Source organism: Bacillus sp. 17RED48 (assembly GCF_019837545.1).
Classification (GTDB): Bacteria; Bacillota; Bacilli; order Bacillales; family Bacillaceae_G; genus Bacillus_A; species Bacillus_A wiedmannii.
Genome location: NZ_JADAXG010000005.1, coordinates 51,088 through 65,835, shown reverse-complemented (window position 1 = coordinate 65,835; position 14,748 = coordinate 51,088). Strand labels below are relative to the sequence as shown.

Below are 14,748 nucleotides of genomic sequence, written 5' to 3'. Positions count from 1 at the left end.
CGAACTCTAGTTGATTAGGCTAACCCCGCAGTCCTTGCGGTTAGAAGCCTTATCGCTTCATTCTTTAGATTGATACTTGCGTTAATATCCCTATCATGGTGTGTACGACAAGAGGGGCAGTCCCATTTACGTAGGTTTAGATTTTTAACGTCTTTGTTTTGATATCCACAACAAGAACATAATTGGCTGGAAGCAAATGTTTTCGATATGACAATGACTTGTTTGCCGTACCATTTTGCTTTGTATTCTAACATGTATCGAAATTGCGACCAAGATACTTCACTAATTGCTTTTGCTAACTTATGATTCTTTAACATATTCGATACTTGCAAATCCTCTATACCGATAACATCGTGGTTTTTGATGATTTCAGTTGAGATTTTGTCTAAGTAATCTTTTCTAGCATTTGAAATGTATTCATGAATTCTAGCTACCTTTACTCGTTGCTTATTCCAGCGAGAAGATCCTTTCATTCTTCTAGAAAGAACACGCTGTGCTTTCGCCAACTTAGCTTCTAATGATCGGAAAAACTTCGGATTTTTATAGGGTCTTCCATCTGACAAAATGGCGAAATCTTTTAGTCCTACATCTATTCCAATGTAAGAATGTGTTTTCGGAAGTTCTTGTACTTCTGTTTCAACTAACAATGACACAAAATATCTAACAGAAGGGTTCCGTCTAACTGTAGCATTTACAATACGTCCCTTTAATTCACGACTTTTGGCAAATCGAACAAGCCCTAGTTTTGGCAATTTAATTTTGTTTTCTATAACAGCAATGTTTTCATTTGTTTGTTTTGTGGTATAAGATTGTACGTTGTTTTTCTTAGATTTAAAGCGAGGGGCGCTGTTTTGTTTTTTGAAAAAGCGTGTATAGGCATCCGCAAGGTTGCGAACAGACGACTGAATCGCAATACTATCCACTTCTTTTAGCCAAATAAACTCTTTCTTCATGGCAGGTAGTTTGGCAGAGCATGTACCATAGGTCAAGCCTTTTTCAGTCTCTTTGTATGCGTGATCCCATAAGGATAGGAAATGATTGAATACAAAACGAGAACAACCAATCGTTTTGTTGATTTGAATTGCTTGTGCTTTATTTGGATAGATACGAAACTTATAGGCTTTATTAATCATCATTTCATTCACCTCCATTTCGGTATATGACTATTATCTACCGAACGTACATTCGATAGATAATGGAGTAACACTTTATGTATGTCGAACAATTAAGATGGCTTCCTGCCATCCTTTGTTCAAAGCCAATTCATCTCCCACCTACTCACTGGGCTGTGACCCTTCACGTCCCTTGAGGAAGGAGTCTTCTTGGCTAAAATGATAAAAAAATGTTAGTTGTGAATAAAGAGGTACAGAATTGAAGTTCGAAAGTGTGGTTCTTCTATCTAATAAGATAAGATAGGATTTGATATTTTCTTAGTTTTGGTTCGTTAAGTTTATATACTTAAAGTAAAGGACTTAATTTCAATTAAGGGGGAGGATAATTTGGAGGTTTATAACGTAGCTGCTCCTGCACAAACAAAAAATGAAGATTTACCATTTGATATTTCTTGGATGACCGATTGGATTGTAGATTGGTTTGGTTCTTTGTTTAATGGCAGCAGTGATGTAATAAAAGATGGGGGAGATAAAATAGATGGTGCAGTCCATGCGAGTGTGCCTGCATTCTTTGATGTTATTTTCCTTATTCTTTCTGTAGTAATCTTAATATCATTATTAGGTTTTGGAGCTTCTTTATGGTTTAAACATATAAAGTGGAAAAAAAGATCTATATCTTTTGGAGTAGGGTCATTCATTCTCATACTATTAATAAGGATTCTACCGGTGTTAATGTTGACAACAAGTTCTTTTGATTTTCAAACTTTTATGAGTAATATGGTGGGTTTAATCACTTCAATAATTTTAGGGACAGCTGTATTAATGTTTTTAATATCTCTAGCACTAGGTATGCTTTATAAGAAATTTGAACATCCGAAATATGGGAAATGGAGTTCGAGTTTGAGATATAGTTCAATTTTTATATTTGTAATGACATTGATAGTACCGGCCTTGCTGCGCCATTTATAATCTATGTTTATCTAGGGGAAGAAGGGAATAGTGCAGGTAATTTCTATTATTTTTCTATGTAATTATACTAGCACTTGTTCTCCTCTAATTTTCTGAATTAAGTCTTGGACATTAAAAGGAATTCTGTTGTATGAAGTTTTGGCAAAGGGGGGAGAGGTACTAGTGACTACTTTTGTTGTCATGGTGAGTATATTCTTAATTCTGTTCGTAATTGGTCCCAAGGCGACTAAGAAAAAAGAAGAAAGAGATAGAATTGAAAAGGAACATAAAGAGAAAATTGAGGCTTTAGAGGAAGAAAAAATTGACTTAGATATTAATGGGACTAAAGTACGATTACACAAGAAGCCTAAGCTAAAGAACAGTATTTATAAAATAAAAAGTGACAGATAAATTCTTAATAGGATCATCAGTTTCAAACATAGTTATTAAGTTTTAGTACAATCAAAAAGGAAGATTTTTGTGGGGGTAAGTTAAATACTTATGGACAACTAGCCTTTTTAACTATAAGGGCAAAATGGGATAATGGACAACAAGTTATTTAGACTCTATGGAAGCAGCAATTGATGACCTTATAAGAGAAGGCATATCTGGTTTTATATTATTGGATAATCCTAATGAAGAAGGAGGTATTCAAGAAGTAGAATACATTAAAATCATTAAAGATGAATAAGGAAAGGCTATTGTTTCTGAAGTGATAAGTAATAAAAAGCTGAAAAACTATATTTTGATAAGGTTTTTGTGGCATGGAAAGAGAGTTTTGAGAAATTATTGTAGTTTTGATAAACCTTTGTCCAAAAACCTTTTTTATGTATAATAAAGTTATTTTAAATAACTGCAATAATCTCCTATCATATTTTCGTGACAGGAAATTATTGCTTTTTTATGTTGATTTATACTTTACTTATTGCTTCTGTTAGTAAGTAATTTTATCTTTATAAAATATATTTATCGTATTATACGAATATTAAACTTATTTAAATATTGGTATCTGTTCCCATTGAATATACCAGAAAATATTGGTAAAAAACAGTATTTTTATTAAATTCAATTGACTTTAATATTTAAAGGGTCATATGAACTTTAAGTTTGTGTTGATTAATCCTCTTCATTACAAGGGGACGTTTTTTGAAGGAATCGTTAAAAAGGAGTGGTGTTTATAAAGAAAATATTATTATTTGTATGCGCTTTAGTGTTATTTATCATGTTTGGATGTACTAAAAAAGTATCTAATAATTATGTTATCTCAGAGGGGAGTTGCCAGAAAAATTGGGCAGTTTGTACGTTATTTCCTGAACATGTAATCAAAATTGCAGGTTCTAAAACTGTGAAAGTAGCTGTTTTAGATAGTGGGATTAATCAGGACATAAAGGGACTTAAAGGCCAGGTAAAGAAAAGTTATAATGCGCTTAATAATACTTTTGAGACAGAGGCTATATTAGATCATGGAACTATGATTGCAAGTATCATTGCTTCTACAAAAAGTAGAAATAATGTGGTGGGAATTAATCCTGCTGTTGAATTGTATGATGTTCAAGTTTTAAATGAAAAGGGTAGTGGAAAAATAGCGGATATAATATCAGGGATAAACTGGAGTGTTGAACAAGGTGTTGATATTATCAATTTAAGTTTTGGCTTTTCTAAAGATGACCCTAAGTTAAGGGAAGCGATAAGAAATGCATCAAATAAAGGGATAATAATTATTGCTGCTACGGGAAATACCATTGGCTTGTCTACTGATTACCCTGCTAAATACCCTGAAGTATTATCTATTTCTGCTATTGATAAGGATATGAAATTATATGCTTATGCCGGCCAAGGCAAGGTTGATTTTGTGGCACCAGGCGTAGATGTACCAGTATTAAACATACATGGAGAGGTTGAAATGCAAAGCGGGACTTCTTATGCAATATACAACAGGGATTGTTTCTATATTGCTTCAAAATGGGAGTAAAGACATAGAAAAGGATCTACGCTTTGGAGCAATAAAATTAGGTGCGAAAGAAAAATTTGGGATGGGATTAGTACAAATAAAAGAATAAGGTGGAGAATTTAATGAAAAAATATTTTATCTTCAGTATAATTACAGCGCTTTTCATTACATATGTTCCTACAGGGTTTGTATATGCAACGCAAGAAAATGATTCTGCATTAAAAGAAATTGTAAATGTTACCGAAAACAATGAAACTAGTAAAATAGATACCGAAGTTAAAGTTGATGTAAAGGAAGATTTAGGGATAGAATCATCCGAACAAATTGAAATAACTGAAAATGTTGTTGATAATGTAGACACTTTTGAATCAATATTAGATACTGATCAAGTACAAATGGAAAGTACATTGGAATATAATATTGAAACAAGTGAAATGAGTGCTAAAGCAATACTAAATGATGAGAATGGAAATGAAATAGAGAAGAATTTTTCAATTCTTGTGACTGATGTAGAAGGTGAAGATTTAAAAGCCATTTTTGTGGATCAAGAAACTGGTGAGCAATATTCTATTGATACACAAGAAATAACTGCATCTGCTCTTCCTTTGGTTCCTGTTCTTGTTGCATTCATAGTTAAAAGCGGTCTAAAAGCAGCTATAAAAAAATATGGACCAACTGCTATTAGAACTCTAATGAAAAACTCTGAACCTCTTGCTAAAGCAGTTGCAAGCAGATTAGGATACGCAGAAACTAACTATTACTCTCATGGTGCAAGAGTATATTTTAACAAAAAAGGAAAACCTAAATATATAACTAGAGACAAAGATGGCCACAATGGTGGAGCTTTTAAAGGTGCTGATTCAGTAAAAGCTCTTGGAAATAAGAAAACTAGATCTGGAACTTATGATTTAGAATTAAGAAGAATCGGAGATTAATAACTAATTATGGATAAATTTAAAAAATTCAAAGTAGATTTTACAAATACTGAAGAAACTCCCTTTTTTCAAGTAACTTCGAATCATAGAATTAGATTCGATATGGATTTATTTGTGAATAATAACACTCGATTATTAAAAAATATCTTGGATAATTTATTCAATCAAAACGAAAAAATAAATTCTTCCTTTATCTGTGGATATATTATAAATGGTAAAAGAATTCATGAAAAAACAGGTTTAGGTAAATTTACTAAAATTAGAAATTGGAAAGAAACATTAATAAAGAACGATAATTTTACAAGTTCAACAATTTTTGCATCTATAAAAAATTTAAATTATCAGGATGTATATAAATACTGTCAAAATGTATCTCAAGGGCATCCATCAGCATATATCTCATTTTATAATGACAATTATTTATTGTATATAAATCAGGATGTACTTGATATAATTTCATTTAATGAGAAGTTAATAGAACAATTAAAAACTAAATATGCAGTGGAATATGATAAATATTACGAATAATTGATATATTTTAAAGGAATATATTAACAGATTATAGAGAATTCCAAAAAGACCAACCCCTTAATAAATAAGGGTTTGGTCTTTTTTGATTTTTCTTCCATAATAAAGTATTTAATTACATTGAGTCTTGTTATTTATCCGTACATATGCAATGTTCTCAACTAATTGAAAGTCATTTTAATGGTACTAATAAACAATGGTTATCTTCATTGAAAAGTAGAATGATGGAGATTAAAGATTATACAACGTCTTCAGCAGCATTGGGAGAATTACGCGCATATGGTTATTTATTAATGGCAGGCGTAGAGGTAAAACCTGTACCATGTCAAAAAGGAATTGGAACGCCAGAATTTGAGTGTTCTTTTAATGGAAACCCGTTTATTGTTGAAGTGCATTCAAAACAAATGAATAATGAGGAAACTAGAGCTTATCAGGAATTCAAGAAAGAGGAAACAACAGCTCCTGTTAGGATGCATACAATTACACCATTTGGAAAACCAGATGCAAATAAACCTGGGGATACTGTATGTTTAAATGCAATTAGTAAAATTTGTGCTACGAAACAATGTGGTCATCAACTATCAAAAGAAATTCCATCTATTATTTGGCTGGATTATCAAGTTTTGTTTTTGAGGTGTTTACTTTTCTTAAGTTGATGGATGTGGTGATACCCCAAATATGACAAGAGAGTAATTTGGCTCTCTTGTTTCATACACAATAATAAGTTTATGGAATCGGGCTTGTAAAAGGAAATCTTGATGCCGCAAAGAATGTTGGATTAAATTGATCGCCCACAATACTTCCATTTGTAGTAGCACGAAATATAACTTGCACACTGTCTCCTGCTTTTAATCCATATATAGTGGAAATATTCACAAGTAAGTCGGCAAAAAAATCCACATTATTAGTTGCAACTATAACTTCAACATTGTTAAGAAAAATATTGAATGAAAACCCATATCTAACTAATGTACTACTAGGGCTAAATCTTGCACCTGCTGCTAATGAATATACTCCGTCTTGATTTGGTTGGAATGTTGAAACACCGTCAAATTCATTTCCAAAATCAAATTGTTCATTATTAAATGTAAGAACTAATTCATCCCCTGCGGTATATGCTTGTGCCTCTAGTGGTCCTTGTTTAGAAGCTCTAAATGCAGATTCAATTACGTTTAATCCAGTTGGACCCGTTGGTCCTGTGGGGCCTGTTATTCCGGTTACTCCTGTAGGTCCCGTTGGTCCCGTGGGGCCTGTTATTCCGGCTACTCCTGTAGGTCCCGTTGGTCCTGTAGGCAAAGTAAATGGTGGAATAGGTGGAAGTGTCGGACCGAGTAAGCTTGGGTCTATTGCCGCACCTTGTAAATCTTTTTCTTCTGACATACGTCACCTCCAAAAAACACTTATCATACTAAATATATGCATTGTGGAATCAATTATGACAAAAGAACCTATCGGATCTCTTTTTTATTTTTTCTAAACAATACAGCAGATGGTTGCGAATAATTTCACTGTCGATATTCAATTGAAAAAAAGACATGCAATATTCATATCCACATTTTATTAATACTACTATAGTTACAAGTATGCTAAAATACACTGGATCTGTTGCATTTGTTAGTTTGATAGCGATGGGGTACCGCCAGCATTTTGGAAAAAAATCACGCTAAGAGCATACAAGATTTTATACAGTTTTTCGGCTAATCTAGTAACAAACGAGAACCCGAAAACCCGCGCCACAATAGAAATGTATAAAAAGATGTATAGAATGATAGAAAAAGAAAAAGGCGGATTCCTTGTGAGAGTAAGGGTCCGCCTTTTTCCTTGCTACCGATAATAAGACGTTATGTTGACTAAAATTGTATACCATATACATCTTAAAAACAGAAAAAGACTACCTTTTCCCAGTTAAAAGAAGTAGTCTTTTTCTATTACGTAATTGGGTTTCATGAATAATTCCTTATCGCACCTTGGATAGTTTGCTCAAAGGATATTTCCCACAATTATGGAAAATATCCTTTGTTTGTTAAGTTTATTGTTGGCTAGATTGTTGGTTCTTTTTAGCTTCTGCTTGAGCGTTTTGTTGTTTTACTGCTTGTACATCTGTTTCACTAGCAAATTCCGTTCCAAATTTGTTAGATGCAGATGCACCATTTGTTCTTACAGAAGTTTTGTTTGGTTGTTTGTTATTATTCATTACAATCACCTCCATAAAAATTAATGTTCCCAATAGGATCGTAACTATCCCAAAAAGCTTTTAACAAATATAAGATCGCTAATAATAGATCGTTATGTTAACTAGACGTGTATAAGATATACAATCAAACAAAGTTATTTTCCATTTTCATTCTTATTTTGAAATAGATGCACAATCAAAAGTCTACCAACAAATAAGATTGGAAATCCTACAACTATATATAATCCGTTTTTGGGTATTCCTAATATAATTGCAAGATAACTCAAAAAAAGCCCATAATGCTAAAATTATGATTTCTAACATCTTCTTTTTTTAAAAGTTAAGCACCCCAAATCCCCTTAAAAAAGTTGTATTCGGAATATTGTAACAAAATCAAAAAAAGACCCTACAAGAGGGTCTTTCATCAGCTAATATTAAGCTTTTTGAACATTAGTAGCTTGTAGGCCACGTTGTCCTTGTTCTACTTCAAACGTTACACTTTGTCCTTCGTCTAAAGATTTGTAACCGTCGATTTGGATAGCTGAGAAATGTACGAATACGTCTTCTCCACCTTCACGCTCGATGAATCCAAAACCTTTGTCTGCATTAAACCATTTTACTTTACCTTGTTCCATAATTGTTGCCTCCTAGTGTGGATACCCACACATATGTTACTACCCTTGCTCAAATACCTTAGACGAAAAACAAAATTTATTCTTAATCTCAAACCGAACAAAAATAGGTCTTTCTTAAATTAACATACTTTCTAAAAAATAGCAAATTTCAAAAATAAGTCCTTATGGTAATTAACCACTAATAGTGGTTGCTGGAGAAAAAGTCACTATGATAGTCATCGCAGCAAGAAGTTGCTAAAGGATCTCGACAATATCATTGATTTGATTTTTTTCAGACATTCAATAATTGATAAAATTAGCTATTTTCGAGTTAAATTTTACTTCTGATAACGATAATTATGTAAATGAGCTGTCCAAATGGATGGCTTATTTTATTTTTTGCTTAGCGTGGTTTTTTTCCAAAATGCTGGCGGTACCCCGAGTAGTGACATTCAATTCATTCTAAAATTTCTCAATATTTTTATCTTATTATTAAATTATAATATAAGTAATTCTTTTTATTATTATATGTTTGTTCTTTCCTGTTGCAGAATCCTTAAGCTATTAAGGATTCCTTTTTTGTATCTAAAATCCAAAAATAAAAAGATAAGATCCGGGAACAGGATCTTATCTTTAGCACAAGGAGTAAACAAAAGGATAACCATCATATTGTTATTATAATTTATTTTTTGTCAATTTTGAATATTAGAACCATAATTAACGAGTATATCTATATTGAGAAATTTATTACAAAATTAGTTATAAAAGATTCAAAACTCCAAAGTAAACTTTTACCCAAAGGTTTACTTTCATTTAAGTGTCGAAAACAATATAGATAATTGTCCAGAGATAAAAAAGAAGTTTAATTTACAATAGATTTGTTTAAAACATAATAAAATTGTTTAAAAAATGCTGGTCATGTTATTCAATAATTGGGCCATTTAATAGAATAACTCCTTGTAAAATTTATTTGAATTTAATTACTCTAAAGGGAGTTGACCCACCATCATATTTTCTAGCTACCATCTATCTTGGTGGTTCTACACCCTACCATAAGAACGTAAAAATACATATTGCGTGGACCTTTTGGGATTAGTGCAGGTATGTAAAAATTTTAGCAAGGGTATGAATGTAGTGTTTAACGATTTTAATCTTATAGACGGCCGTCCTGTATAGTATCCCTTATGTATTGGAAGTTAATTAATTGCCTGGGAAGACGAAAAAAGTCTGTTCTTAAAAAGTGCACAATTAGCGGATAATCCGTTTAATGAGCTACTTGAAACGATCATTGAAAATTCACCTAAAGTGAGGGGAAATGATGTATAGACCAATATGGGCTGAAATTAGCCTTAGCAATATTTCACATAATATTAGTGAATTTCGAAGAATAATACCTAACTCAACAAGAATAATGGCCACCGTAAAAGCGAATGGTTATGGCCACGGTGCTGTCGAGGTTTCCAAAAAAGCTATTAATAGTGGAGTGGATTATTTAGCAGTGGCCAGTTTAGAAGAAGCTATTAAACTACGAAAATCAGATATTCAGGCACCTATACTTATACTTGGATACACACCTCCATCAGCAGCAAATCATGTTGTTTATTGGAATTTAACACAATCAATTTTTGATATGGAACATGCAGAAGCTTTATCAAAGTCTGGGCAGATCTTAGGAAAAAAGGCAAAGGTTCACATCAAAGTCGATACAGGAATGGGACGATTGGGACTTCAAGTAAAAGAAGCAAGTGATTTTATCCATATCGTGTCACAAATGGATGGGCTCTATCTAGAAGGAGTGTACTCACATTTTGCTACCGCAGATGAAGCTGACAAACGGTATGCAGAAAAACAAAAGAACCGATGGAAAAGGTTATTGGAAGAATTGGAGAAACGAAAAGTTTCTATTCCCCTATTTCATATTGCGAATAGTGCTGCAACAATAGAAATGCCAGATATGACCTACGATATGGTTCGTATTGGAATTTCAATGTATGGTCTTTATCCATCTAAAGAGGTGAATAAAACAAAAGTTAATCTTAAACAAGCAATACAGTTAAAAACCAAAGTCATCTATATTCAGACACTTGAGAAAGGGTATGGCGTATCATATGGAGCAACTAACATTGAAAGAGATAAAGCAATTATTGCAACTATTCCAATTGGGTATGCAGATGGATATTCGAGGCGATTATCTGGAACGGCTTATGTTCTTATACACGGACAAATAGCTCCTGTTTTTGGTAGAATATGTATGGATTTTTGTATGATTGATGTTACTGATATTAAGAATGTAAATATTGGTGATGAGGTGGTAGTATATGGAGGTCAAGGGGATTATTTCATATCATTAGATGAAGTGGCAAATATGTTAGGAACGATATCGTATGAAGTTGCTTGTAACTTGGGTCAGAGAGTTCCTAGAATTTACAAATAACCAGCTAAAGACAGCATTCATCATAATTATCTCGATTGTTATGTATTAGGTCACTATGTTGAAAAAATATGAAATGGATGTAGCGTCATAATCCTTTTCCCAGAATAAATACATAGCTTTATTCAAAACATGTTCTTTGTTAAAATTTATACTTCTACCCAATTTACAACACCCCATTCCTATAATTTATTTTGAAATCAATTCTTCCATAAAAGGGAGCTATTGTTGAATAAACCTAAGATTTTCAAACAACTGTATTGTTATATTTTTGAGTACAGTGAAATATCTTATTTCGAAAATTAAACAACTATAATTTAACCCCGTCCTAAATTTAGAACGGGGTTATGCTTGTTTTAGGTTTTGAAATTTAATAGCTTTATTTAGTTAAAAGCCTCGAAAATAAACCTTTTATAAAGGTTTCCTTTAAATATGATTATTGTATTTCGAGGGGTTCATTATAAATCTTAGCTATATATTTTACAAAATCAATGACGGGATAGTGTATGAGTGAACGGTGCTGCGTAAAATGAATCCCTGATTTTTCTATTTTCGAAATGAGTTGTTCAACTTTCAACTCTTTTTGTTGTATTCTATTATAATTTTGATATACAATGTTTTTCCATTGATGGGAAGAGCAGTGAAAATAACTCTCTCCTTTTACCATGTGACTAAATATAATTTCTATTTTTTCTCTACGTTGTTTTTCCTTCATATGCGCTTCCGTTGACTGCATGTTTATCGCCTCTTCCTTTTGTGTTGTATACCGTTTCACAAAATTTGGTCTAACTCATCCATAGCCAATGTACATTGATCTTGTTGGGATTTGTCGTTTAAGGCCATCTAATCAACTATATTTGTTTTTCAAGCGCTTAATCTTTACGTCTAAATAAGCTGATAGTGTGTATAAAACACTATCAAACTTTATTATAAAACGATTCTTTATAGGCATGCACCTTTTTACACTCACCAAGATTTACAACATGACGATAATCTTCATCCATGAATGTTATTCTGTATTTACTGAGGTTAGTTTTTTTATTTAGGCTAACTAACATATTGTATGCCTCAGTATCTATTTTATAAAAAAGAAAATATATGTAACGGGTCCCCCTTTTGATATAAAAAAATCTTATAAAAATATTGCGCTCTTAAAGAATTTTATTACAAATTTATTATGTTTGACTTTAAAAAAGGAACGTAATATTTATTTGTAGAAAATTTTAAGAGTAAAAATAGAATGACTATTTATATGATAAGAAAAGGGGGCACTTATAGATGCTAACAAATGATTTAGATTTCCGATTAGAACCAAGTTTAAAAGAACTGTATGAACAACATAAAATAAGAGCTCAGAAGATAGACTGGGGTTATCATGAGTTTTTACCATGGGATAAGGGAATGGACTTTAAAAGAGTTCCTTGGGATGAAAGTCAAGTTACTCTTCCTTCTGGTGTAATTACAGCCATTGAAACAGCTTTATTAACAGAAGTGAATTTACCATGGTTTACAACGTATTTATCTGCAACTTTTAAAGGATCCCTTTCTGTTATTACGGACTTTATTCACACATGGACTTCAGAAGAGGATCAACATTCGAATTTATTGGAGACATATTTACTACTCACTCGAAGTGTGAACCCTAAACGAATACATGAATTAAGAAAGTCAGTCGTTGAGGGTGGATTTGAGCCAGATTTTCATACACCAATCGAAGCCATGACGTATACGACCCTACAAGAACTTGCAACGATGGTGTTTTACAATAATGTTGCTAAGGTTGCAAGTAAGCATGATCCAGATCTTGCTACATTATTACGCCGTCTTGCAAAAGATGAGACTCTTCATTATGCGTTTTATCGAGATGTCATTCGAACACATTTGGAATTGGAACCTAATTATTGCTATCATATTGCCAATGTGATTAAGAATTTTAAAATGCCAGGTGCCGTTATGCCTGATTTTGAAAATAGAATGGCTGTGATTGCAAAAGAAGCGAATTATGGACCACTACAATATTTTGATCAAGTACTTGATGTAGTGGTTGATTATTGGGGGTTAAAAGACTTACGACCAATTGCACCTTTAGCTGAAAAAGCAAGAATTGAGATTTTGGAATACCACACAAGATTGAAAAAAATACGGGATCGATTTGGTCGTTTTCAAGGGTAAGCTGACACACTCCTTATTGTTTTGGGGGTGTTTTTTACTTAATTTAATTTTTATTAAAAAAGTGGTTGACGATAAAAATGATTTTATGATATTATTAAATTTTTGATAAAAAATAACATGTGTGTTAAGCTTGAGAAGGTTAGCACATATGGAGGTGGATTATATGTTTCAAATTGGCGATAACATTGTTTATCCAATGCACGGAGCAGGTATAATTGAAGCCATAGAAGAAAAAGAATTCTCAGGGAAAAAACAACAGTATTATGTTATAAAAATGTCAATCAGTAATATGCAAGTCATGATTCCTATGGGTAAAATACTAAGTTCGAGTATACGCCCAGTTACTGATATACTTGCATTAAAACAGATTATACACATTTTTCAGCATGGGGAATCAGATAAATCATTGCCGTGGAAACAAAGGTATAAAGTGAACACGGACAAAATAAAAACGGGTGAAATACAAGAAGGTGCTGAGGTTGTACGTGATTTAATGCGTATGAAGAAAGAGAAGGCACTGAATACAAGCGAAAAAAAAATGTTGGATAACGCACATGAATTTTTGATTAGTGAACTAGGATTAATTAAAGGGATCACTGAAAATCAAATAAAAAGTTTCTGTTAAGATTCATTATAGATAATGTATTAAATCCCCCGAAAATATCCTGAATTTTTCGGGAATATGATGAGTATTAAAAGTAAATCATTTCAAAGACATTCAACTTCTTCAACTCACTTTTAGAGTAGGAACCTCTTTTGTTATTACTTCAATCTTATCCATTTTTATTTTTAAATTTCTTTTACGAACGTTCAAAGTTTAATCAAATAACTCGATTAAATAGTCACTTGATTTTTGCAATCCTGATTCACACTGGCACGGACAAGGATCCGTAAGGATGGAAGAGAGGTAGGGCTTTCATTGTTTTAGGTAATATATTATCTAAGTCATTATTTCTAGAAGAAAAAACAATCAATCTCACCGCTATCTCTTTAAGAGTTCCTTACATCTACTGAGACAGTGAATAGTAATTGTTTATCTTCTTTACGTAAAATTGATAAACGAACTGGTAACACCATATGGTCAACTACAAAAAAATGGTTTCCAGACCAGGAAACCATTTTTAATCTTATTTACATTACAATAGTAAATGAAGCAGTAAGAAGGAGTGCACAAATGAAAAAAATGTTAACAAAAGAATTAAGTAATGAATTACAGAAGCGAGAAGGCGTCATTTCTATTACAGTTGAGTCTTATGAAAAAATTGAAGTTGGTGGAATTCGTGTAGATGGACCAGCTGTTATTCTAATTAATCAAGAATAGCTAAAAATAGTTGAATGAAAGAAGAAAAGGATCAACCTTTACGAGAAGGGAAGATCCTTTTTGTTTGCTACAGCTAATCTGGGATATACGTAACTTTTTTCTGATGTGTTGGGGTTAAAAGGAAGGAGAGGGTCGGGATTATCCTGGTGGAAAGCTTAATATTGGTAGGATTTCTTTTTACGTTATATAAATTAGTTGATAAAAAAACAAACTAATTTACATAACGATATATTGTTTCCTTTTTAAGGGCGAGATTTATTTGATAGTGAAATGGATAATTTAAAGGAGGAATTTAGATGGATGCAAGGAAAGAACGCATAAAATACGAAAAGATGTCAAAGAATTATGACCGTATGTATTCAGTTTCGTTTATCCTATTAATTGTGCTTGTTTGTAGCAGTGTGATTATTATAGGAGCTACAGGGGGGAAATATGGAGTGTATTTATTGTTAGCAATTTTACTTAACGCACGTATTACGAAAGAATCTCAAAAAAAGTATGAGTACTATTCTAATAAAGGGCGCATTTAAAATGATACATATCTTGAAAGGAACAACCTAGAT

17 protein-coding genes and 1 pseudogene are annotated in these 14,748 nt (G+C 32.3%); 12 read left to right on the top strand and 6 right to left on the bottom strand.

All coding sequences use genetic code 11. The annotated features are described in order from the left end of the window. Positions 1–14: 14 nt before the first annotated feature. Entirely contained in the window at positions 15–1,136 is a 1,122-nt protein-coding gene (gene tnpB / locus ILT06_RS20410; protein ID WP_222655435.1) for an IS200/IS605 family element RNA-guided endonuclease TnpB, read from the bottom strand. 345 nt (positions 1,137–1,481) lie between these two features. On the opposite strand from tnpB, the gene ILT06_RS20405 reads away from it, so the two are divergent. From ILT06_RS20405 to ILT06_RS20375, 7 genes are all read left to right on the top strand, one after another. Next, positions 1,482–2,081 (top strand): hypothetical protein, encoded by a 600-nt coding sequence (locus ILT06_RS20405; protein WP_179866088.1) that lies wholly within the window; start codon positions 1,482–1,484, stop codon positions 2,079–2,081. 162 nt (positions 2,082–2,243) lie between these two features. Beyond that, on the top strand, positions 2,244–2,471 hold the full coding sequence (locus ILT06_RS20400; RefSeq protein ID WP_098102778.1) for a hypothetical protein: 228 nt from the start codon (positions 2,244–2,246) through the stop codon (positions 2,469–2,471). Between the two features lie 157 nt (positions 2,472–2,628). Continuing rightward, positions 2,629–2,751: a hypothetical protein gene (locus ILT06_RS32580; RefSeq protein ID WP_255298663.1), complete on the top strand. Its 123-nt coding sequence runs from the start codon at positions 2,629–2,631 to the stop codon at positions 2,749–2,751. A gap of 480 nt (positions 2,752–3,231) precedes the next feature. Beyond that, a complete protein-coding gene (locus ILT06_RS20390) occupies positions 3,232–4,032 on the top strand; it encodes a S8 family serine peptidase (protein ID WP_308010597.1) in 801 nt (266 codons plus the stop codon). 101 nt (positions 4,033–4,133) lie between these two features. Further along, entirely contained in the window at positions 4,134–4,946 is an 813-nt protein-coding gene (locus ILT06_RS20385) for an SAR2788 family putative toxin (protein ID WP_222655434.1), read from the top strand. Positions 4,947–4,955: 9 nt separating this feature from the next. Then, positions 4,956–5,474, top strand: a complete 519-nt coding sequence (locus tag ILT06_RS20380) for a hypothetical protein (protein WP_000357144.1) — start codon at positions 4,956–4,958, stop codon at positions 5,472–5,474. Positions 5,475–5,620: 146 nt separating this feature from the next. Further along, positions 5,621–6,130 (top strand): hypothetical protein, encoded by a 510-nt coding sequence (locus ILT06_RS20375; protein WP_222655433.1) that lies wholly within the window; start codon positions 5,621–5,623, stop codon positions 6,128–6,130. 70 nt (positions 6,131–6,200) lie between these two features. On the opposite strand, the gene ILT06_RS20370 is transcribed toward ILT06_RS20375, so the two are convergent. From ILT06_RS20370 to ILT06_RS20360, 3 genes are all read right to left on the bottom strand, one after another. Next, on the bottom strand, positions 6,201–6,854 hold the full coding sequence (locus tag ILT06_RS20370) for an exosporium leader peptide-containing protein (protein ID WP_222655432.1): 654 nt from the start codon (positions 6,852–6,854) through the stop codon (positions 6,201–6,203). Positions 6,855–7,503: 649 nt separating this feature from the next. Then, complete coding sequence (locus tag ILT06_RS20365; protein ID WP_222655431.1) at positions 7,504–7,683, bottom strand: gamma-type small acid-soluble spore protein; 180 nt, start codon at positions 7,681–7,683, stop codon at positions 7,504–7,506. Between the two features lie 398 nt (positions 7,684–8,081). Further along, the gene (locus tag ILT06_RS20360; RefSeq protein ID WP_000434817.1) at positions 8,082–8,282 is read right to left on the bottom strand and encodes a cold-shock protein; all 201 of its coding nucleotides are present in this window, start codon (positions 8,280–8,282) and stop codon (positions 8,082–8,084) included. A gap of 1,294 nt (positions 8,283–9,576) precedes the next feature. Here ILT06_RS20360 and alr point away from each other — a divergent pair. Beyond that, the gene (gene alr / locus ILT06_RS20355) at positions 9,577–10,695 is read left to right on the top strand and encodes an alanine racemase (RefSeq protein WP_308010596.1); all 1,119 of its coding nucleotides are present in this window, start codon (positions 9,577–9,579) and stop codon (positions 10,693–10,695) included. A 69-nt stretch (positions 10,696–10,764) separates the two neighbouring features. Here alr and ILT06_RS33140 read toward each other — a convergent pair. Further along, a pseudogene (locus ILT06_RS33140) lies at positions 10,765–10,857 on the bottom strand (TetR/AcrR family transcriptional regulator); the annotation flags it as partial. A gap of 271 nt (positions 10,858–11,128) precedes the next feature. Then, positions 11,129–11,428, bottom strand: a complete 300-nt coding sequence (locus ILT06_RS20350; RefSeq protein WP_098103626.1) for a hypothetical protein — start codon at positions 11,426–11,428, stop codon at positions 11,129–11,131. 542 nt (positions 11,429–11,970) lie between these two features. Between ILT06_RS20350 and ILT06_RS20345 the strand changes: the two genes are divergently transcribed. The 4 genes from ILT06_RS20345 to ILT06_RS20330 all read left to right on the top strand — a co-directional run bounded on the left by ILT06_RS20345 (position 11,971) and on the right by ILT06_RS20330 (position 14,715). Further along, positions 11,971–12,864 (top strand): acyl-ACP desaturase, encoded by an 894-nt coding sequence (locus ILT06_RS20345; protein WP_222655429.1) that lies wholly within the window; start codon positions 11,971–11,973, stop codon positions 12,862–12,864. A gap of 163 nt (positions 12,865–13,027) precedes the next feature. Further along, entirely contained in the window at positions 13,028–13,489 is a 462-nt protein-coding gene (locus ILT06_RS20340) for a CarD family transcriptional regulator (protein WP_180229441.1), read from the top strand. Between the two features lie 549 nt (positions 13,490–14,038). Then, entirely contained in the window at positions 14,039–14,185 is a 147-nt protein-coding gene (locus ILT06_RS20335) for a BC1881 family protein (RefSeq protein ID WP_000738553.1), read from the top strand. 296 nt (positions 14,186–14,481) lie between these two features. Next, a complete protein-coding gene (locus ILT06_RS20330) occupies positions 14,482–14,715 on the top strand; it encodes a hypothetical protein (RefSeq protein ID WP_098015914.1) in 234 nt (77 codons plus the stop codon). The last annotated feature ends 33 nt before the right edge of the window (positions 14,716–14,748 follow it).